This is a genomic window from Nitratireductor aquibiodomus, from assembly GCF_900105565.1.
Lineage (GTDB): Bacteria > Pseudomonadota > Alphaproteobacteria > Rhizobiales > Rhizobiaceae > Nitratireductor > Nitratireductor aquibiodomus.
Genome location: NZ_FNSL01000001.1, coordinates 1,681,886 through 1,702,023, shown reverse-complemented (window position 1 = coordinate 1,702,023; position 20,138 = coordinate 1,681,886). Strand labels below are relative to the sequence as shown.

The window sequence follows — 20,138 nt, the reverse complement described above, 5'->3', positions numbered from 1 at the left end:
TATAGGTATGCATAAGTCCGGCGCGCGCTGTCTGAATGTGGGTCTGTCGCTTTCGCACGAATGCATTCAATCCATGCTGGAAGACTATGGCGAAGAGAGCATGGGCGCGATCGCGCGGTTTCCGGAGGGTACTGGGGATCTGCGCACTTTGCACAGGTCGGGTGAATTGGCGTCGTATCTCAACGGCATGGTCGCACCCGCCCAGCACCATGGCCGCCTCAGCGCATTACAGTTCGAAGGTGGCGCTCTGGCCCTTCTTGCCGCGATCAATCGCATCGCGGGGGAGAATGACAGAATGGTCGCCTCGATGGGGCGCCGAGAGCGGGATAGGGTCCATGCGGTGCGGGAGTTGCTCGAAGCAAACATCGACACGCCGCCAACGCTTGCCGAATTGAGCCGGAGAGTGGGGGTGAACGTGACCACGCTCTCGCAACAGTTTCGCCAGGCCTTTGGGTACACCATTTTCGGCTATCTGCGTGTGCGGAGGCTGGAGCACGCGCAGCAGCTTCTCCGTGAAACCGACCTACCGGTTTCGCAGGTCGCCTACAGGGTCGGGTTCAGCAATCCCGGTGCTTTTGCGACGGCGTATAGGCGCCATTTTGGACACGTTCCGCGAGATGAGCCGCGCCCCATTGCGGCCGACGGAGGCTGTTCGCCGATCCATTGAGGCGAACGCCCTGAATTTCTTGATTGCGCAAACGCATTTCGTGATTGCGCAAAACTACCTCCGTGGACCCGATTATTATGATGTGAAAAGTCTTCTTTTGCGTGAGGCTTTGCTTCGCGCGATCCTTCACCAAATGCAGAGACGTTCAGTGAATTCTTCTTCCACCAGTGCCGGTAGTCTCGTCGCCCGCAGGGTCTTCGGTAAAAAGCTCGTCCTTGCACCGATAATCCTCATGGGCTCGTTCAGCCTGTTACAGGGAGTGCCCAGCTATTTCTTCACGCTTGGCTTGCCGGCAGTTCTCAGGGAGAGCGGCGCAACGCTCGATCTCATCGGTTTCACTTATGTTGTGTGGCTGCCGTTTGCGTTCAAATGGCTATGGGCTCCCTGGTTTGACCGCAGCACCGTCCGACCGTTCGGAGGCCGTTTGGCGTGGCTCAGGTTTCTCGCATTCCTTCTGGCAGGATTTTTCCTTCTGGTGGCGCTCTTCAGACCTGAAACGTCACCCTGGGTGTTGATTGCTCTCTCGCTGCTGTGTGCCTGTGTCGGGGCAACGATACAGTTGATCCTTGCGTCCTGGCTGATCGAGAATGCAGATGTGAAAAGCCGGGCTGTAGCCAATGCTGCCGGCGTGGCTGCCATGGTGCTTGGTGCGATGGTCGGCTCCGGTTTTGTGCTACGCCTCAACGACCTTTTCAGTTGGGAAATGAGCATCGTCGCGGTTTCGCTGACGGTGCTCGTGTTTTCTCTGCCGGCCTGGGTGCTGAAACAGGATCATCCCGTAACGGTAAAGAGTACGGGAACCACGGTCGTTGAAAGGCCGGGTGTGGCCGCATGGCGCCGGTTCCTTGGCCACGATCGAATTGGTCCGATGGTGTTGGCCATAGTCTGTTTCGGAATGGCAGCCGGTGCGGACGTGCTGGTTCCCGCGCTGTTGATCGACAGGGGGTATTCCGCTTCCGAGGCGGGTTGGTTGCTGGGTACGGTTGCGACCGGCTCCGTTATACCCGCCAGCTTTGCGATGGGTTACCTGCTGAGGCGTTTCGGGGTGATTGCCGTCATGGGGCTGCTTTATGTGGCAAAGGCGGGTGTGTTGTTCGCCCTGATCTGGGCTGTCCATTTTTTGCCTGCCACGGTCGCAGCGCTGGCAATTGGCGATTTCTGCCTCGCCGGGGCGCTGACAGTCGGTACCTGGCAGCTTTACATGAATTTTGCGAGCCGCGAGCACTCCGCCACGGACTATGGCCTGATGACATCGCTGGATGCATTTCTGCGTTTTCTCGGCGGGCTCAGTGCCGGGCAAGTGGCGGTCTATATCGGTTATGGCAGTGTGTTCGCCGGAGCGGCTCTCGGTGCCCTTGGTGCATGCTTTTTCTGTTTCCTCCTTCGAGAGCGGCACTCCGCGGAGGCAGGTCGATGAAATCGATATTGCTTCAGGAACGAATGGCACTGGCGATATCGGCGGCATTGGCATTTCTGGCCAATCTCCTGGGCCTTGCTCCCTGTTATGCAGTATACCGGGTGGCGATACTTGTGAACGACGGTCGCCTTTCGCACGCGGCGTTGTGGACGTTCATTACACTCGCCTTTGCAGCAATCCTCGGCAGGGCGGCCCTCTCTGCCGCATCCACCTCTCTCTCGCACAGGGCTGCCTATCGGGCGCTTCATGATCTGCGTCTTGTGTTGATTGAGCGCCTGGACGGGGTCTCGCTTGGCTTTTTCGCCAAGCGTTCAACAGCGGAACTCAAGAAGATCATATCGGAGGATGTGGAGCAGGTGGAAGAAGTGCTCGCGCACGCCGTTCCCGATATTGTCTCAGCAACCGCTGTGCCGCTGACGGCTGGTCTCTTCCTTGCGTTCTTCGACTGGCGACTGGCGCTTGCAGCGCTGGCCATGTTCCCGCTGATCGTTGGCCTGTACCCGCTTTCGCTGATCATGGCGAGGAACGAGGTCGCCGGGTATTTTGCGGGTAGTGTTGCGTTGCGGGCGGCCGTTGTGGAGTTTCTGCGCGGCATGAAGGTGATACGCAGCTTTGTCGGGGGGCAAGGAGCCTTCAGGCGCCTCGACGAGGCAATTGGCGGCATGGCAGATGCCACCTATCGAATGTCTGTTGCGGCGGCCCTACCCAGCGCGCTCATGATGGCGGCGTTGCGGGCGAATGTCCTTGTAGTGCTGCCAACGGGCGGGCTGCTTTATCTGAGCGGCGGTATCGACCTGCCGACACTGATCCTGTTTCTTCTGCTGGGATTGGGTGTGAATGCCTCCGTCTACAAGCTGCTCTACACAGCCGGAAGCTTTGCAATGCGCATGCAGACGGCGGGTGCCAACATTCGTTCCATACTCGATGCGGAACAGATGGAGGTGCAGGGCAGCGGCGTCGAGATTCCAACCCGTTACGACATTGCCTTTGACAATGTCTCATTTGCGTATGGAGAGAATGGACGCGGTGTCCGTGGCACAGACTTCCGGGTCGATGCCGGGGAATTGGTTGCCATTGTCGGTCCGTCGGGGAGTGGCAAGACAACCCTCGCACGTCTCGCTGGTCGGTTTTGGGACGTGGATGGGGGTGCCGTCGCTGTCGGCGGTGTCGACATTCGACGCATCGATCGGCAGTCGCTATCTGCAATGATGAGCTTCATTTTGCAGGATGCTTATCTGCTCAACGACACCATCGCGGGCAATATCCGTGCAGGGCGTCCAGACGCAAGCGATGCCGAGGTGGAAGACGCCGCCCGAAGGGCGCTCGTATTCGACTTCGCGCTGGAGCTCGAAAGGGGGCTCGATACGCCCGTGGGAGAGGGTGGCCGGCTGTTGTCCGGTGGCCAGCGCCAGCGCGTGGCCATTGCCCGCGCCATTCTGCGCGCCGCACCCATTGTCATAATGGATGAAGCGACCTCCGCGCTGGACCCAGACAGCGAGGCGGAGGTGCTGGTGGCTTTGCGGGAACTCTCGAAGGGGCGTACGGTTATCGCCATCGCGCATCGGGTCGACACGATCCGGCATGCCGATCGCATCCTCCTCATGCGCGAGGGTGAGATTGTTGCTTCCGGCAAGCATGAAACGCTTCTGAAGGAGAGCCCGGACTACGCCAGGCTCTATGAACAATATGCCGCGGCCGACGGATGGTCGCTGGCGAAGGGTTGCGCGGCAGGCAGCCCGGAAATCGCCACGCAAGCGGAACAGAAGCCGTTTGTAGACACTGCCCAACCGGCGTTGGACCTTCCCGAGGAAGGTGGAACTCTGCGCACTGCACTGGCGCTTGCCGGCCCGATGCGGCGCGAATTGTTCGGCAGGGCCCTGCCGCTTCTGATGCTGGAAGCGCTCATGATGGGCGCGCCCGTGATCGCCGTTCTGATGCTTATGCTGGATGTGATCTCCGGCGAGCTGACGCAACAACGCATATGGTTTTATGCTGCGGTTGTTCTGGGGCTTTTCACCCTTCAGGTGCTCTGCAATCTGGTGGCCAACCGCAGTCTCTGGAAGGTGCAGACCGGCGTGGTTGCTGCACTCCAGCGCCGCCTGGCCGACCAACTCGCTCACATTCCGCTCGGGCAGCTAACGCGCAGGGATACGGGAGCGCTCGAGACATTGCTGACGCAGCATACGACGGAGCTGAATTATGTAACGCCCGCGATGCAGCTTGTGCGCTCGCTCGTGGCTCCCGTCATCAGCCTGATCCTGATGGTGCTGCTCGACTGGCGCATGGCGCTGGCCATCGTAGCGACTGTCCCGGTCTTCCTGCTCGTGGTTGCGTGGTCGGATAGGGTGGCTGTTGGTGTATGGCAGCGCATGGTCCTCGCACGCGAGGATCTGAGCGCGCGCATTATGGATCATCTTCAGTCTATACCGACATTCCGCTCGCTGGGGCTCGAAGGGCGCGTCAGTGGTCCGTTGCGCGAGAGTCTGGCAGGGCACAGGGACATCAGCCTTTCCACTGTGACCCGTGTCGCGCCGACCGTGGGGCTCGGCCAGGCTGTTCTTGAAGCAGGTTTCTGCGTTCTGCTCGGCGTCGGCGGAACACTGGCGATCTCGGGCCGCATCGACTCCGCTGTTCTGCTGATCTTCATGGTCATCGGATTGTTCTTCTACGGTCCGCTTGGCGATGCGTTCGAACTGACATTCTATCGGCGTCAACAGGAGCGCGCCTTTGTGCGCATCCGGGAAGTTCTCGCCATGGAGCGGCTGAGCGAACCCCATGCTGTGGGCAAGCCGCATGACACGGGGATCGAGTTCGAGCGCGTGTCCTTTTCCTATGATCGCGCGTTACCGGCATTGCGCTTGGCGAGCTTCGTCCTGCCGGCAGGTGGCCTCTATGCCCTGGTGGGGCCATCGGGATCAGGAAAGTCCACGGTGCTGAACCTATTGGCGCGCTTTTGGGATGTGGACGAAGGGGCGGTGCGCATTGGTGGTGTTGACTTGCGCGATATGAGCGAAGGCCAGCGCGCTGGTATGTTTGCTACGGTCTTTCAGGACACATTCCTGTTTGACGACACGGTGGCCGGGAATTTGCGAATTGCCAAACCCGAGGCAACTGACAGCCAGCTCGAAGCTGCATGCAGGGCTGCCGCCTGCCACGGCTTCATCGAGGCACTCGAACAGGGCTACGACACGCATATCGGCGAAAACGGACAGCTTTTGTCTGGAGGGCAGCGGCAGCGGCTGGCCATTGCGAGGGCGCTCCTCAAGGACGCACCGATCATTCTCCTCGACGAGGCGACCGCATCGGTGGATCCGGAGAGTGAGTTCGAGATACGGACAGCGATCGCATCGCTTTGCGCAGGGCGTACGGTCATCGTCGTTGCCCACAAGCTGCGCTCGATCACCGGGGCCGATGCGATTCTCGTCTTTGAGAACGGCTCACTTGTCGCCGATGGGCGGCACGAGAAACTGCTTTCCGATTGCGCTGTTTACCGGCGGCTCTGGAATGCGGAACGCGCTGCGCGGGAGGGTGCTGTCCCCGCTGGGCAGGGGGCTGAATATGACAAAACAATTTCTTGAGACCACGAAAGTGGAGTCTCTGGAGAAGTTTTTTTGCCTGTTCTATCCCCGGGGTGAACTGTCGGTTCAGTGGACCGATCCAGAGTGAGGTGGGGTTTGTAATGGTTGGTAACAAAGGGACGCTCCTGGCATCCACGTTTCTTGGAGGGGCACTCCTGGGCGGGGCGGCGGGTTTTCCGGCTCATGCAGACGAGGACGCTGCCACAGTCTTGCCGGTTCTGACCGTCACCGCTCTGAAGCGGATCGAAGCGGCCCATGAACTTGCAGGCAGTGTAACCGTCGTTGAAGGTGACGATCCGGTTTCAAATGCTGTCGATCCGGGTGCGGCGCTGACGCGCTCTGCGCCAAACTTCTATTTCGGCGGTTTCGGCCAGCCTGGCCTCGATTTCGTGAACATGCGTGGCATCGGACCACTGGGACAGCCGGCGAACTCTCTCGATAACTCGGTTGGTTTTGCAACCAATGGTGCCGGCACGAGCGCCTTCGGCTTCCCGCCGTCGCTGCTTGACGTGGAGCGGATCGAGGTTCTGCGTGGTCCGCAGGGCACGCTCTTTGGGCGCAACGCAATGGGCGGTGCGGTCAATGTCGTGACACGCCCTGCCGATGGCGAACACGAAGTAAGGCTTACGGGCGAGGTCGGGACCGAAGGTTATGCGCTTGGCGAGGCGGTGATTGGCGGTTGGCTTCAGGAGGGGGTACTCGCCGGGCGTGGAGCACTCCGCTACCAGAAGCAGGACGGGGATGTTCCCAATGTTGTGATCGGTGGCGAGGAAGGCGCTCTCGACATCGCGGCAGCACGCGGAACCCTGCGCTACACGCCCACCGACGATCTTTCGGTCAATCTGGTTCTGGGTTTCGACCGCGACGAGCGGCACAACAATTACAATATGTACCTTGAAGCGCCGGGCTTTCCGGTCAGCGGCTCCGACGTCATTCCCGAAAACCGCCGCACGCGTGCGGAAGCGACACTTGAGATTGAAAAAGAGTTCGAAGCCTTCAGGCTGACATCGATCTCCAATTACCAGAACATCAGACTCAATGGTCTTGTGGACGTGACTGACGCCGTTCTTTTCGATGGTGCCTATGGTTACGTACCGACGCCGGGGCAGGACAATTCGCACTCGGATGAACGCGAGCAGATATTCAGCCAGGAGTTACGTCTGAACTCTTCGGAAGATGCGGAGATTTCATGGGTTGCCGGCGTCCACTATTTCTTTTCCGACTATGCGTCGGATCGCAATCAGGACAGCACCTACAGCCCATATTCGAGCGGCATCTTCAATACCGGGATCCGTTCGCAGACAGTCTCCGCATTTGGAGATGTGACCGTGCCCGTCACGGAAAGGCTGAAGGTTTCGGGTGGTCTCCGGCTCGCACATGATCGACAGAGACTCGATCTCGACTATACCGGCAAGGGTTTTCCCGGCACGGTCAGCGCATTCTCGCAGGATGGAGAAATCTCTGACACCTATCTCACGGGCCGTATGGCCGTGAGCTACGATTTCTCGCACGACTGGATGGGCTATGCCTCCGTCTCGCATGGTTACGCATCGGGCGGTTTCGAACGCTTTACGCTCAATGCACCGGTGGGGCGGCCCACCATACCGTTCAGGCCGTCAAATGTGTGGAGCTACGAAGCCGGCCTGAAGGCGAGCCTTTTGGACGAGCGTCTCGATCTCTCCATCAGCGCCTTCTACAATGATGTGCGTGACGGGCAGCTGGTCGCGTATGATACTTCTCAATTGCCCATCACGTTCTCCTTCGTCAACCAGGACTATGAGAGCTACGGGATGGAATTGCAGGGCCGAGCTGCAATCACCGATGCGCTGTCCCTCGGTGCCGGCCTTGGCTTTACGATCTCGCGGATCAAGAATGTGGGTGCGGATGCCGTGCCGGGCACTTTCGATGGAAACCGCGTCCCCAACGCACCGAAGTTCACCGCTTCGGCAGACATTGACTATCGGTTCTGGGAAGATTTCCATTTCAACGCTCAGTACCAGTATGTCGGCAAACGTTCCGTGGATATTCAGAATACGGCCGACCTCGATGACTACCATATGGTCAATATGAGACTTGGCTGGAGCCGCGACGGTCTCGACATATACGCCTTCGCCAACAATCTTCTTGACGAACGGCCGGTATATTTCGGTTCGACCTATTCGCCCACTGTTCACACGGCCACAGTGGGACCCGGTCGCGTTGTCGGAGTGGGTGTGAGCAAAACTTTTTAAAGCGCTGTGCGTCCATCTGTACGCAGAAAGGACACTCTAGTCAGTTTGTTCTCCGCATTTCTGCGGACGCCGGGTGATCTCACCTGATTGCAAATGCTGTAGCAAGAAGACGCGGGTGAGGGGACAATTTGTGGCCTCACCCGTTGTCTCGTCCACTCGTCTTCAGCCACTCCATGTATCGAGGTCCAGCGCCGGCGCGCCGAGGCGGGCCGATGTCAGGCGTATCAGCGGCCGTGAAAGAAGAACGGGGAGGACCCAGGACTGTATGCGCATGCCCCGTTTGCTTTGCGGCACATAATGCCCGCCGATCTGACGCGAGACCGCCTGCATGCGCGTCACCAGCGGACGGAGGCGGTTTTCATAAGCGGAAAAAGCTTCGCCAAAAGGTTTGCGGGCAAGTTCGGACGCGAGAATATAGGCACCGGCCATCGCGGTGGATGTGCCCTGACCGGCAAGAAATGTCAGGCACCAGGCGGCATCGCCAAGCAGGGCGACCCGGCCTTTTGACCAGTGCGGTACTTCAATCTGCGAGATTGTGTCGAAGAACGCCTGATCCCAGTCGATGGGCAGGCGCAGTGCTGAATGTATGGGGTCCGGCCAGTCGCCGAAGCGCTCCATGAGAACATTGAGGCGCTCCTTCGGGCCAAGCCGCCCGGTGTCTTTATCACGCCAGCAGAAGAGCGTCGCGGCTGTTCCATCGCCGACATTGTAGAGACCGCCCTGATGATCGACATCCATCATGCCGACGAAACTGGCCTCAAGCGGTTTTTCGATCTGCACGCGCCACGCGCTTGCCCGGTAACCGAGCGGTCTCAGAAACCGTTCAAACGGCCCGAATGTCATGGCGCGCAGATGACTGCGATATCCATCCGCGCCGATCACAAGATCGAAGCGGTCCGAACGCCCGTCCGAGAATGTGACATCGACACCGTTCCTGTCATCGGTCACGCTTTCAAGCGTGGTCCGGTAGCGTATATCGACGTCCCTTTCGATTTCCTGCGTCAGGATGTGCTGAAAATCACTGCGCAGGATGGCGAGCATCTGGCCATCCGCAGCTTTCGCAAGCGTCCGGTAATCATAGGAAAAGAGCTTCCGTCCCGTGCGGTCAAGTTGATGCGCGGGACCAAGCGGCATCGCCTTCGCGCGGAAGGTCTCGATCAGCCCAAGCCGCTCCGCTACGCTCCATCCATTGACGTGGAGGCCGATGGAATAACCTCCGGTGCGCCCCTTCTCGTTCTTCTCCATGACCGTGGCTTCGATGCCTCGGTCACGCAGGCAGGCGGCAAGGGTCAGGCCGGCTGGGCCGCCGCCGGCAATGAGGACACGCATGACCCGTCCCCTAAAATGTCAGGTTGATGCGGCCGCCGATCGTGCGGCCCTGACCAACCTGATAGACATTGCCGTAGGGCGAACCGGCATTGAAGCCGTAGGTGGTATAGGTCGTGTCGAAGAGGTTGGTGACGAAGGCCTCGGCGGCCACCTTCTCGTTGACCTCCCATTTCATGCCAAGGTCGACGAGCGCATAGCCATCCTGTCCAATCGTGTTGGTTTCGTCGAAGTAGATGTCACTCACATAGCTGACGGCGGCATAGGGGATGAGTGCGCCATAGTCGCCTGCAAGATCGAACCGGTAATCGACCATGAGATTGGCCGTCAGTTCAGGGGCGTAGGGCACTCTGTTTCCGGTGTAATCGATGCCGGGCGTGAAAGGATTGTCGTATTTGGTGAAACGGGTGTGATTGTAGCCGATGCCGGCGGTTATGCCGAACCTGTCGGTAGGCATGGCGCGCACTTTCAGGTCGACGCCTTTCGATGTGACTTCGCCCACATTCTGGAGATACTGGACCGGCTGAACGCCGACAAACATCTGGTAGTCGCGTGTGACATTGTAGTAGGCGGAAAGCTGTGCTTCCAGAGTGCCGGCATCGTTGCGATACTTGACGCCTACTTCGCCATTGTAGGTGTTTTGTGGATCGTAGGTGAAGGCGATGTTGGCAGGCGTCACATTGCGGGTGAAGCCACCGGCTTTGAACCCGGTGCTGAACAGGCCGTAGACCAGCCATTCGTCCGAAAGGCGATAGCTTGCGCCCAGTTTGGGTGAAAGGGCGGAGAAGCTGTTTTCGCCGTCGAGCGTGACGCCGCCCGTGGCGGTTGCGGTGGCCTTCTCATGATCGAAGCGCAGGCCGGGGCTGATGTCGAGACGGTCGGTTGCATGCCAGGTGAGATCGGCAAAGAGCGCGTAGGAATTGATCTTCTGATTGGAGACCTGACCGGCCACCGGCACTTTGCGTGTGAAATCGAGGTTCTGATAATAACCGCCGATCACATAATCGATCGGATTGCCCTCATCCGGGTTGGAAGCGATGCGAAGTTCCTGGCTGAAGGTGCTCTGCCATTCCGGCGTGTAGCTGCCGAAAATCGTCCGGTCGAGCGTGCTGTCCTGATAGCCGGTGAGCGCGGTTAGCGTCGCGAATCCCAGATCGTAGCTGGCGTTCAGCCCTAAATTCCACGTGTCGAGATCGTAGCTGGAAGGCACTGGAAGCGCGATCCTCTCCTTCAGCATGGATTCCAGGACGAAATACTCCTCCGTGGAGGTCACCCGGCCGCGCCCGGCTGTCAGCATCACGTCAAACGGGCTGCCCTCCGGTGCGTAGCGTAGCCGGACTTGACCGTGAACGTTGTCGGTGCCGCCCACATCCTCGCCCGTCATCGTCGTGTAGCTGTCCTTATCGCGCAGGGCGGAGAAGGTCGCGTCCGCGAACAATGCCCCATCGATGAGAGGAAGGTTGACGTGAAGCGAACTCCTGGCGCTTTCTGTGGTGATCGCGCCGTCCAACCCGAAGCGGAATTCATCGTCGGGCTTGCGGGTTGTGATGTTGATGACGCCGCCAATGGCACCGCGGCCGTATAGCGTGCCCTGCGGGCCATAGAGAAGCTCGACGCTATCCAGATTGCCGGGCAGGGCGCGTGCGAGATTGAAACTGTCCTGCGGCAACCCGTCGATATAGACCTGTGTGCTCGGATTGTAGAAATCCAGCGATGCCTGCCCGCGAATGGTGAAGTTCGCATAGGTGCGGCCGGAACGCGTGCGGATGTTGACGTCGGGAAAAACCCGGTCGAGGTCCGCCACATTGTCGATGTTGCGCCGCTCAAGCGCGTCGGGCTGGGCGATGTCGATCGTCGCCGGCAATGCGAAATAATCCTGATTGCGCTTTGTTGCGGTAATGGTCAGGCGTTCAAGCAGTGTGGGGTCGGAGTAATCCTGTGCAGACGCACCCTGTAACGAAAGGCCGGTGACAAGGGCGAGAAGGGAAACGTCCCGAAGGAGCTTGTGTTTCATTTTTGCAGAACCTCTTCAGGGAGTTGTGAATGTGACGGTTTCGGACCTGCTCCAGCCAGAAGGCGCGGCGCGATGAACAGCGCGCCTGCGATCAGGAAAGCGGCAAAACAGAAGATCCAGCCATAGCCGAAGGTCTGGCCAAGCACGCCGGCGACCGAGGCGGCGGCAATCGCAAGCACGGCGTCGATGCTTTGCAACACGGCAAAGTCCGTGGCTGCCTGGTGCGGGTTGCACCAGTTCATCATCGCCGCGTAGACGGCGACGAAAGACATGGCCACGGCTGCACTCTCGACGATAAGCAGGACAATGGCGGTCGTGGTCGACACGCGTCCTGACATCTCCAACCCCGCAAGAAGAAGCAGCACACCGGCGTTCAGGGCCGCAAGCAGGGTGATCGAACGGACGATGCCGGCCTTCTGCACCAGGACGGCCCCGAACACTGCCGCGAGGAAGCCGGCAGCCGCGCCGCCGGCACCGCGGATGATGCCGATCAGGTCGAGCGAGACACCCTTGTCGACCAGATAGGGCCCGGTCATGGAGGAACCCGCGCGCAGCCCCAGCTGATAGAAAAGCAGAAAGATCAGTCCGCGCATCAAGGCGCGGTTCGAAAGCGTGTTGCGCAGGCGGGCTTTCGGCAGGGCTTCACCGTATTCGGCAGGGTGTCCGGTGCGCTGTTTTGCAAGCGCGATAGGCAAGCTCAGCGCGACAACGAACGCGGCCATGGCAAGCATTGACACAGCCCAGCCGGCATAGTTGTAGACGATCAGCCATATGCCGCCACCAATGAGAAAGCCAAGATAGGCGCCTGCGGTGGACGCACCGCTTGCCGCGCCCCGCGTCTCGGGCGTTGTCGCGTGAACGGCCAGCTTGTCGGTTGCGATGTCCTGTGTCGCGGCCAGAAAGCCCATCATCAGAAGAACACCGGCGAGCGCGGGCATATGATCCTGGGGCGGCAGGTTGGCAGCAGCGATGAAGCAAAGCGTGATCCCCGTCTGACAGAGAAGAATCCATGTGCGCTCGTTCAGGAACCGGTCGATCAACGGCGCCCAGAGAAACTTCAGTGCCCATGGCAGGAAAAGCACGGACAGATAGCCGATGCTGTCGAGCGGCATGCCAATGTCGCGCAGTACAACCGGCAGTGCCGTCTGCACCATGCTTCCCGTGACCGATTGCGCGGCGTAAAGCCCTGCGAGCCAGCCGAGTATGGCCCAGCCAGCGGAACGCGCCATCACGTATCGAACGATCTTCACCATGCCCCCTCAGTCTCGAAACCGGGGCTTCATAGGATGGTGCGAAAAACTTGACTATCATTATCAGGTTCAATGATAGTGCGATCAGGTCCATAATTTGCGGCAAGCGGGAACGGATGCGCAATTCGTGGGGGCATGGCTTTGAGTTTACATATCGAGCAAAGAACGCTGGCGCAGTCCGAACAGCGCGAAGTGGTGGTTCTTGGACCGAGTCCAGCGGAGAAAGTGACCGCTCCACCGAGCACCGATGGCGCCTACAAGGTTCTGGGGGTGCGCAACGGCCTCACTCTGACTGTCTTCGATATCGTCGTCGGCGGGGATTTCGTAGGCCGCTATCAAACGGAGCCCTGCGTCGCCATTGATTGTCTTTTTTGCGCTTCGGGGCAGGGCTGGATACTCGGTTCCGAAGGGGAACGCGCCGCCGTGGTGCCCTATCGACCGGGCCGCGCTTATGTGATGGCAGCGCCACGTGGTGCGCACGGCTATTATGACGTGCCGCTTGGCTCTCGCTTCAAGGGGATCGACATCCGCGTTGACATGGAGTTCTGGGGAAGGCTCGGTGCCGGCGATCTTCTCAATACGCTGACGGACGGGCATCCGCTTCACTCGGCTTCGAGCGAGGAGACATGGGTCGGTGTCCTGCCGGTACCGCCAGAGCTCCTGGCGCACGCAAAAGCGCTTTTCGATAGCGCGATGTCCGACAGCGGAGACCTGGTGCTGGAGGCGCGGGCGCTGGACATCATCGACATGGCAATAAGCGAGCTGCGCGAGGCTCAACCCGCCACGCTGGCCGCACCGCGCGACCGCCGTCAGCTAAAACAGGCACGCGATGCGATGACCAGCGACCTCGGTCGTGCGTGGACGATCGAAGCACTTGCACGTGAAGTCGGGCTCAGCCAGAAGCGGCTGAAGTCGGGATTTCGCAACATGTATGGCACAGCGGTCTATGCGTATCTGCAGGAGCAGCGTCTTATGGAAGCGCAGCGGATGTTGCAGACAGGTGAAATGAGCGTCACCGAGATCGCGTATTCCGTCGGTTATAACAGCGCAAGCCACTTTTCGCGGCTGTTCGTTCGTCGTTTCGGCGTTCAACCATCGAAAGTACGGTGTTTGGTTGTCCAGGAAGCGGGAAGCCTTTGAGAGCGGTTAAAACGGCTCCCGGGTGCATTCATGACGAATGCAGCCATACCCGCGACCGGACTTGGATCGATATCAATACTGTTTCGCAAACTCTTTTGGCGAACAACCGACACGCCGCCTGAACATGGCTGAAAAAGCGCTGGGGCTTACGTAACCGAGATCCATGGCGACGGTCGTAACTGGGTCACCGGCAGCAAGGCGCGCAAGGGCGTTCAGAATCAAAGCCTGCTGACACCATTCTGAGTAGGTCATCTTCAGCTCTGTCTGAAAAAGCCTTGTCATGGTCCGGTGGCTGACATTGCCGATGCGAGCAAGCTCATCCTTGCCACGCAGAACGGTCGGTTCACGCAATATGGCATTGCAGATGCGCGCCAGTCTCCTGTCCCGCGGCATTGGCATCGACATATCCAGACGACTTGCGAGTCCGATCTCGTCACGGATCAGGGTTACGATGGCATCGAACGTCGAACTCGAAAACGCGCCCTTCTCCTCGATCTCGATCATTCGCTGCATCAAGCATTCGAACAGATCCGAGGCATGGAACACTTCGGAATTGCCTGGAAGGTCCGGCCACAATCCATTTTCGACGTAAATGCTCAGCATGCACATCCCATCCTGCGCCTGTGCCTGATGGTACATGTTCGGCGGAATCCAGATGAAATGACCGGGCGGAACGATAATCGTCCCCTCGTCCGTCATCACCAGCATCATTCCGCTTTGACAATAGCTGATCTGACCGCGACCATGCTTGTGGCGGCTGGACAAAAACCCCTGCGCATAATGCGATTGCAAAGCGACCGCCGTGTTGGTGCAATGCTCCAGATTGGCAACGATCGCGCAGGTATCCGTCATCGATTCGGTAACAAAACCATGCTCGACCACCGGACGTGATTGCGACCGTACGGGTTGCGTTTGCATATCCATCATCACGGTGTCCCTGCGCTCCCAAACTCTTCAGCAGCGTGTCATGAAGGATACCACCTGACAAGCCACGGGAAGCATGCCATCGCCTCAATGCACCGGCTCGATAGGTATGACCTCACCGCCAACACGCTCCATTGCGTTGGCGGCGGCGAGCAGACGTCCATCATTGAAGCGGTTGGCGATAAGTTGCACTCCGAGGGGCCCTGCCCCGTCGATCGATATCGGAACGGAAAGCCCCGGCAGACCGAGGATCGGCGGCATGGTGGTCGGCGAGAGTTCTGTAAAGAAACGGTCGAACCAGGTCTTGTTCGTCTGGTCCGTGCCCACACGATACGGTTTGCGCCAGCAGACAGCCGTAAGCACGAGTGGATGGGTTTCAAAAAGCAACTGCCAGTCGCGCAAAAGCGTGCTTCTGCTCGCCAGGGCCTGTAGGAAACCCGTCCGGTCCAGTTCTGGAACGCCCTCGCAAAACGCTTCCGCCGCATAGCGAATTGCAGCATCGCCGTTCTTTTCAATCTGTGTGAGAAGCCCACTGCGCATTTCGTTTATCATCACCGTGCGCCACAGATGAGCAGCCTCTGAGATCGACGGTATCGGCACCTCCTCCACCTGATAGCCAGCTTCACGCAATCGCTCCGCAGCCAGAAGGATCGCTTGCGCAACGTCCGGATCAACAGCACATTCCTCCGGGTCGGCAAACAATGCCACGCGGCAGGGTTTCTGCATTTCCGGTGAGGTCAAGTTCGGTGCCGGAACTTGCCAGACATCGCGTGGATCGTGACGGGACAGGGCCTCGATACCGAGAGACAAATCACCCGCCGAGCGCGCAAGCGGACCCTGAACCGCCATCATTTGCGATGCGATCATGCGCTCGGAAAGCTGAGAGGGGTTGTAGGAAGGCAGGAGACCCGATGACGGACGCAATCCATAGACGCCGCAACAATAGGCCGGATAGCGTATTGACCCGCCAATGTCGTTGCCGTGGGCAATCGTGCCGATACCGGCTGCCGCTGCCGAACCGGCTCCACCCGATGACCCACCGGGCGTTATGTCCTTGTCGTGCGGGTTGAGTGTGGCGCCATGCAAGGCGTTGTCTGTGAACCAGCGCATGGAATAGCAGGGCGTGTTCGTCCGCCCGATAACAATCGCACCTGCGGCGCGCAGATTGCGCACAACAGAGCCGTCCTCCGGGGCGATGAGGTCAGCCTGGCTACGGACACCATTGGTCGTTGCCCTGCCTGCATAATCGACATTTATCTTAACGGTGACGGGGACCCCATGCAGAATGCCCGGATTGTCGCCACGCGCGAGTGCATCATCAGCGGCGCGGGCCTCGGAGAGCGCGGCCTCAGGCAACGGATCCACTACGGCATTCAAATGCGGGTTCACGGCCTCCATCCGTGCAATAGCACTCTCTACGGCCTCTCTGGAGCTGACTCGCCTTTCCCGGATCGCCTTGGCAAGATCGCTGGCATTCCATGACCACAATTCATCATGCATCGTCGTCCTCCCCTTGCGATCTCGCCTCCAGACGCTCCATGAAATCTGCGCTGCGTGCCGTGGCTACATCCCTTGCCAGCGCAGCCCTCACGCCCTTCCTGTCAGCTTCGGATTTGTCCTGATTGAACTTCAGTTTGCCTTCGATGCGATCGATCTCGATCTCCAGCCCGACAATGGCACGCAGTCTCGGCGCAATCATTTCCTCGGGCATGGTCTCGAACGACCAATCGCCATCCTGCGGACGCTCGTATCGGGCTATGGTTTTCTCAAGGATCTTCCAATTGATCTCGGGATCCTGATTCAGGCGCACTTTTCCGTAAACATGGATCGCTCCGTAGTTCCATGTGGGAAACGTGTGCTGCATGTCGTACCAGTTGACGGAGACGAAAGCATTTGGCCCCTGAAAGATGATGAGCGCATCGCCGCCAGCCTCGAAATGCCGCCATTGCGCGTTGTTCCTGGCAATATGGCTGGTCAGTATTCCGAGGTCTTTATGCCCGCCCGGCGCAAGCAGGAAGGGCAAGTGCGTAGCCAGCAAACCATCCTGACCGTGCGAAACGATCGTGGCGAAACTCCATTCACGCATCAAGTCGTGCAGGAAGGCGGTGTCCTGCTCGCGATAGGAGGCAGGCGTATACATCAGCCGATCCTTTCGCGCAGCCAGTCTGCCGTTTCACCGATCGCCCGGCGGCTGACGGCCGCGATCGACATCGCTTCCAGAAAGCTGTGAACCGTACCCGGATAGATGTTGTCGCAAACCTCGACACCGGCCTCGCGTAGCGCCTTGGCCATGGCGACATTGTCATCATAAAGGACATCGTGGTCGGCGATCGCCATGAAGGCAGGCGGCAGGCCGGCCTTCTCGCCGCGTAAAGGGCTGGCCAGAGGGTCCAGCATGTCATCCGGCGTGCGGATATAGTTCATGGTGAACCACAGCATCATGTGTGTGCCAAGCACGTAGGCCCCATTGCCGAACTTCACGACGGAGTCCTTGGCAAACCCTAGATCGAAGGATCCATAGTTGAGAAGCATCGCGGCAGGCAGACGTTTGCCTGTATCGCGCCGTTTCATGCAGGTGGCGACTGTGAGATTGCCGCCGGCACTGTCTCCACCCATTGCCAGTTTGCCGAAGGAAAAACCGAGGGTGGCGTCGTTTTGCTCCAGCCAGTCAAGCACCGCGTCGAGTTCGTGTATCGCTTGCGGAAACTTCGCCTCCGGTGCCCGCGAATAATCGATGCCCAGAACCGTGATGCCCGCAGCCTGAGCGTACTCGCGCATCAGCCGGTCATGGGTATCCACGCTGAACAAGGTCCAGCCGCCGCCCGGAAGATAAAGCAACGCCCCATCGCCCGACCGGTTCTTCGGATGATAGACGCGAAGCCTTAACGCCTCATAGGGTGTGGGAACCGCGAACTCTTCGACGGACGCCATGGTTGGCCCACCTTCAACCCATTGCGAACGCACAATTTCGGCCACTTTACGGGCCTCCGGCGGCGACATGCTTTCGCGCGGTGGAAATTTCTGGGATGCCACTACGCCACGGCGGATGAATTCGGCGATCTCAGGGTCGAGAAGCGAAAGGGGATCGGTTGCAGACTTGATGTCCGGCTCGGTCGTCATGCGTGTATTCCTGTTCCTGTCGCGGTGATGTCCTGATCGGCAAAAAATTTGCGCCCCGGCACCGCAGCCAAAAGGCTGCGCGTGTAGTCTTCTGTCGGAGAGGAGAACAATGTCTCTGCAGGTGCATCCTCGACGATGCATCCGTTGCGCATCACGACAATCCTGTCCGCGATTTCGCGGGCAACGCGCAGGTCGTGCGTGATGAACAGCATCGTCAGACCCATTTGCGCTTTGAGATCCGACAGCAGTTTGAGCACCTGCGCCTGAACCGAAACGTCGAGCGCAGAAACGGCCTCGTCCGCGATCAGGAACTCAGGATCGAGAGCGAGGGCTCGGGCAATGCAAATCCGTTGGCGCTGGCCTCCTGAAAATTCATGCGGAAAACGATCAAACGCACTCGCATCCAGTCCAACGCGTTCGAGCCATTTCCTTGCCGTGGCCTCCGCCTCCCTGCGTGGGCTTCCGAACGCTATGGGACCACGGGCGATGCTGTCACCCACACGCAGTCGAGGGTCCAGAGACGCGTAGGGGTCCTGAAAAACGATCTGCGCGCGGCGGCGGTATTCCCGCAAAGCCACGCGCCCCATACCGCGGACATCCTCTCCATTGAACAGAACCTGCCCGCTGTCTGCATCGATCAGCCGAAGTATCATCCGCGCGAGTGTCGATTTTCCAGAACCGCTCTCCCCGACCACGGCAAGGGTTTCCCCCTTGCTGATCGACAGCTCAAGCCCGGCAGCAGCATCGACGCGGCGATACTTGGCAAACAGCCCCTGCTTCACGACGAATGTCTTGCGCAGGTCACTGATCTGCAGGAGCGCTGTTTTTTCCCCACCACCTGCGCGCACATGACCACGACCGGGAATGGCATCCATGAGTTGGCGTGTGTAGGCATCACGCGGATTGTTCAGAATTTCACTCGCCGTACCCTGTTCCACCACTTTGCCGTGGCGCAGCACCACCACGCGATGCGCTATGTCGGCAACAACACCGATGTCATGGGTGATGAACAGAACGCCCATGCCACGCTCGGCCTGCAGCGAACGAATGAGATCCAGAATCTGCCGCTGTGTGGTGACATCAAGGGCCGTTGTCGGTTCGTCGGCGATCAGAAGAGCCGGGTCGTTTGCCAACGCCATGGCAATCATGACACGCTGCCGCTGGCCGCCCGAAAGCTGGAACGGAAAAGCGGATACCGCCGCTGCGGGATCGGGCAAACCGACCTGTGAGAAAAGCTCGATCACCCGCTGCGAAATGCTCTTTGCCGAAACATCGCTGCGGTGCGTGTAGATCGCTTCAGCCACCTGCTCGCCCACGCGCTGTAGCGGATTGAGAGCGGTCAACGGCTCCTGAAAGATCATGGCGAGGTCGGAACCCCGAAGTCGTCTGATTTCGCCGGCGGGAGCCTCTGTCAGCTTCTTTCCATTGAAGACGATATCGCCATCCAGATATCGCACCTTGCGCGGCAAAAGGTCGAGGATCGCATGCGCGATCATGGACTTGCCCGAACCGCTTTCGCCCACCAGGCAAACAATCTCGTTGGGCCTGACATCAAGGCTGACAGCGTCCAGCGCCTTTTTTCGGTCTGCGCCCTCGGGCAAGGCCAGAGAAAGACTCTGAATGGAAAGCAGTCCGCCGCTCATGATCTTGAAATCCTCGGATTGAGAGCGTCGTTAAGCGCTTCTCCGACCAGATTGATGGCGACCACCGTCACCAGAATGGCAATCCCCGGGAAGAAACTCATCCACCAGGCCTGACGGATAACCGTACGACCCGCGCCAATCATGTACCCCCATGACATGTGGTTGGGATCGCCAAGCCCCATGAAAGAAAGAGCCGCTTCGATCAGAATGGCCGATGCCACCGTCAGGGATCCGGTGACGATGATCGGCGAAATCGCATTCGGCAGAACATGGCGGAACATCACGGATAGTGGCGATTGCCCCTGGCAGCGTGCTGCCTGCACAAACTCTCGCTGGGTGACCGACATCACCTGCGCGCGCGCCAAGCGCGCAAGCGGCGGCCAACTGACAAGTGCAATCGCCACGATGATCGTGCCAAGCGAGGGCGACAGAATGGCTACGAAGAGGATCGCCAGAACAAAGCTCGGTATCGTCTGGAAGATCTCGGTAAACCGGACAGTGACCGTATCGACGGTGCCACCCGCATAACCAGCGACACATCCCAACAAAACGCCCACGAACAGCGCTGCAAGCGTTGAAACAATGCCTATAAGCAGGGAAACGCGGGCACCATGCATGACACCGCTGGCGATATCCCGGCCGAGAGTGTCCGTTCCAAGAAGCATCCCGTTCTCACCGGGCGCGCTAAACGGAATGCCCGACATTTCCCACGGCGAAGCGGGATACAGAATCGGCGCGGAAACGGCCATCAGACAGCTGATTGCCAGCAAAAGCAGTCCTGCTATTCCCGCCGGGCGGCCAAGGAAAGTTTTCACAACATCCTTCATA

Annotated in this window: 14 protein-coding genes; 5 read left to right on the top strand and 9 right to left on the bottom strand. The window is 59.3% G+C overall.

Features of this window, described 5'->3' with window-relative positions; all coding sequences use genetic code 11:
- The first annotated feature begins 7 nt into the window (after positions 1-7).
- The 4 genes from BLW55_RS08065 (at position 8) to BLW55_RS08050 (ending at position 7,893) form a co-directional block, all read left to right on the top strand.
- On the top strand, positions 8-667 hold the full coding sequence (locus tag BLW55_RS08065) for a helix-turn-helix domain-containing protein (protein ID WP_143038423.1): 660 nt from the start codon (positions 8-10) through the stop codon (positions 665-667).
- 148 nt (positions 668-815) lie between these two features.
- Positions 816-2,084, top strand: coding sequence for an MFS transporter (locus tag BLW55_RS08060; protein WP_177175048.1), 1,269 nt, complete (start codon positions 816-818; stop codon positions 2,082-2,084).
- A complete protein-coding gene (locus BLW55_RS08055) occupies positions 2,081-5,662 on the top strand; it encodes an ABC transporter ATP-binding protein (RefSeq protein WP_177175047.1) in 3,582 nt (1,193 codons plus the stop codon). Before BLW55_RS08060 ends, BLW55_RS08055 begins: the two co-directional genes overlap by 4 nt.
- Before the next feature lie 101 nt (positions 5,663-5,763).
- Positions 5,764-7,893, top strand: a complete 2,130-nt coding sequence (locus BLW55_RS08050; protein WP_090328088.1) for a TonB-dependent receptor — start codon at positions 5,764-5,766, stop codon at positions 7,891-7,893.
- 162 nt (positions 7,894-8,055) lie between these two features.
- Here BLW55_RS08050 and BLW55_RS08045 read toward each other — a convergent pair whose 3' ends face one another.
- The 3 genes from BLW55_RS08045 to BLW55_RS08035 are packed head-to-tail and all read right to left on the bottom strand — an operon-like array spanning position 8,056 to position 12,486.
- Entirely contained in the window at positions 8,056-9,222 is a 1,167-nt protein-coding gene (locus BLW55_RS08045) for an FAD-dependent monooxygenase (RefSeq protein ID WP_090328086.1), read from the bottom strand.
- A gap of 10 nt (positions 9,223-9,232) precedes the next feature.
- Positions 9,233-11,233: a TonB-dependent receptor gene (locus BLW55_RS08040; protein ID WP_090328083.1), complete on the bottom strand. Its 2,001-nt coding sequence runs from the start codon at positions 11,231-11,233 to the stop codon at positions 9,233-9,235.
- A complete protein-coding gene (locus BLW55_RS08035; RefSeq protein ID WP_090328080.1) occupies positions 11,230-12,486 on the bottom strand; it encodes an MFS transporter in 1,257 nt (418 codons plus the stop codon). The genes BLW55_RS08040 and BLW55_RS08035 overlap by 4 nt, the downstream gene beginning before the upstream one ends.
- A gap of 132 nt (positions 12,487-12,618) precedes the next feature.
- Between BLW55_RS08035 and BLW55_RS08030 the strand changes: the two genes are divergently transcribed.
- Entirely contained in the window at positions 12,619-13,623 is a 1,005-nt protein-coding gene (locus tag BLW55_RS08030; protein ID WP_244439717.1) for a helix-turn-helix transcriptional regulator, read from the top strand.
- A 72-nt stretch (positions 13,624-13,695) separates the two neighbouring features.
- Here the strand turns inward: BLW55_RS08030 and BLW55_RS08025 are convergent, their stop codons facing one another.
- The 6 genes from BLW55_RS08025 to BLW55_RS08000 all read right to left on the bottom strand — a co-directional run bounded on the left by BLW55_RS08025 (position 13,696) and on the right by BLW55_RS08000 (position 20,137).
- Positions 13,696-14,550 (bottom strand): helix-turn-helix domain-containing protein, encoded by an 855-nt coding sequence (locus BLW55_RS08025; protein WP_090328078.1) that lies wholly within the window; start codon positions 14,548-14,550, stop codon positions 13,696-13,698.
- Positions 14,551-14,634: 84 nt separating this feature from the next.
- On the bottom strand, positions 14,635-16,047 hold the full coding sequence (locus tag BLW55_RS08020) for an amidase (RefSeq protein ID WP_090328076.1): 1,413 nt from the start codon (positions 16,045-16,047) through the stop codon (positions 14,635-14,637).
- Positions 16,040-16,687 carry an FMN-binding negative transcriptional regulator gene (locus tag BLW55_RS08015; RefSeq protein WP_090328074.1) on the bottom strand — a complete coding sequence of 216 codons (648 nt, stop codon included), beginning with the start codon at positions 16,685-16,687 and terminating at the stop codon, positions 16,040-16,042. Before BLW55_RS08015 ends, BLW55_RS08020 begins: the two co-directional genes overlap by 8 nt.
- A complete protein-coding gene (locus BLW55_RS08010) occupies positions 16,687-17,667 on the bottom strand; it encodes an alpha/beta hydrolase (protein WP_090328071.1) in 981 nt (326 codons plus the stop codon). Before BLW55_RS08010 ends, BLW55_RS08015 begins: the two co-directional genes overlap by 1 nt.
- Positions 17,664-19,310 (bottom strand): ABC transporter ATP-binding protein, encoded by a 1,647-nt coding sequence (locus BLW55_RS08005; protein WP_090328068.1) that lies wholly within the window; start codon positions 19,308-19,310, stop codon positions 17,664-17,666. Before BLW55_RS08005 ends, BLW55_RS08010 begins: the two co-directional genes overlap by 4 nt.
- Positions 19,307-20,137 (bottom strand): ABC transporter permease, encoded by an 831-nt coding sequence (locus BLW55_RS08000; protein ID WP_090328066.1) that lies wholly within the window; start codon positions 20,135-20,137, stop codon positions 19,307-19,309. The genes BLW55_RS08005 and BLW55_RS08000 overlap by 4 nt, the downstream gene beginning before the upstream one ends.
- Position 20,138: the final 1 nt, after the last annotated feature.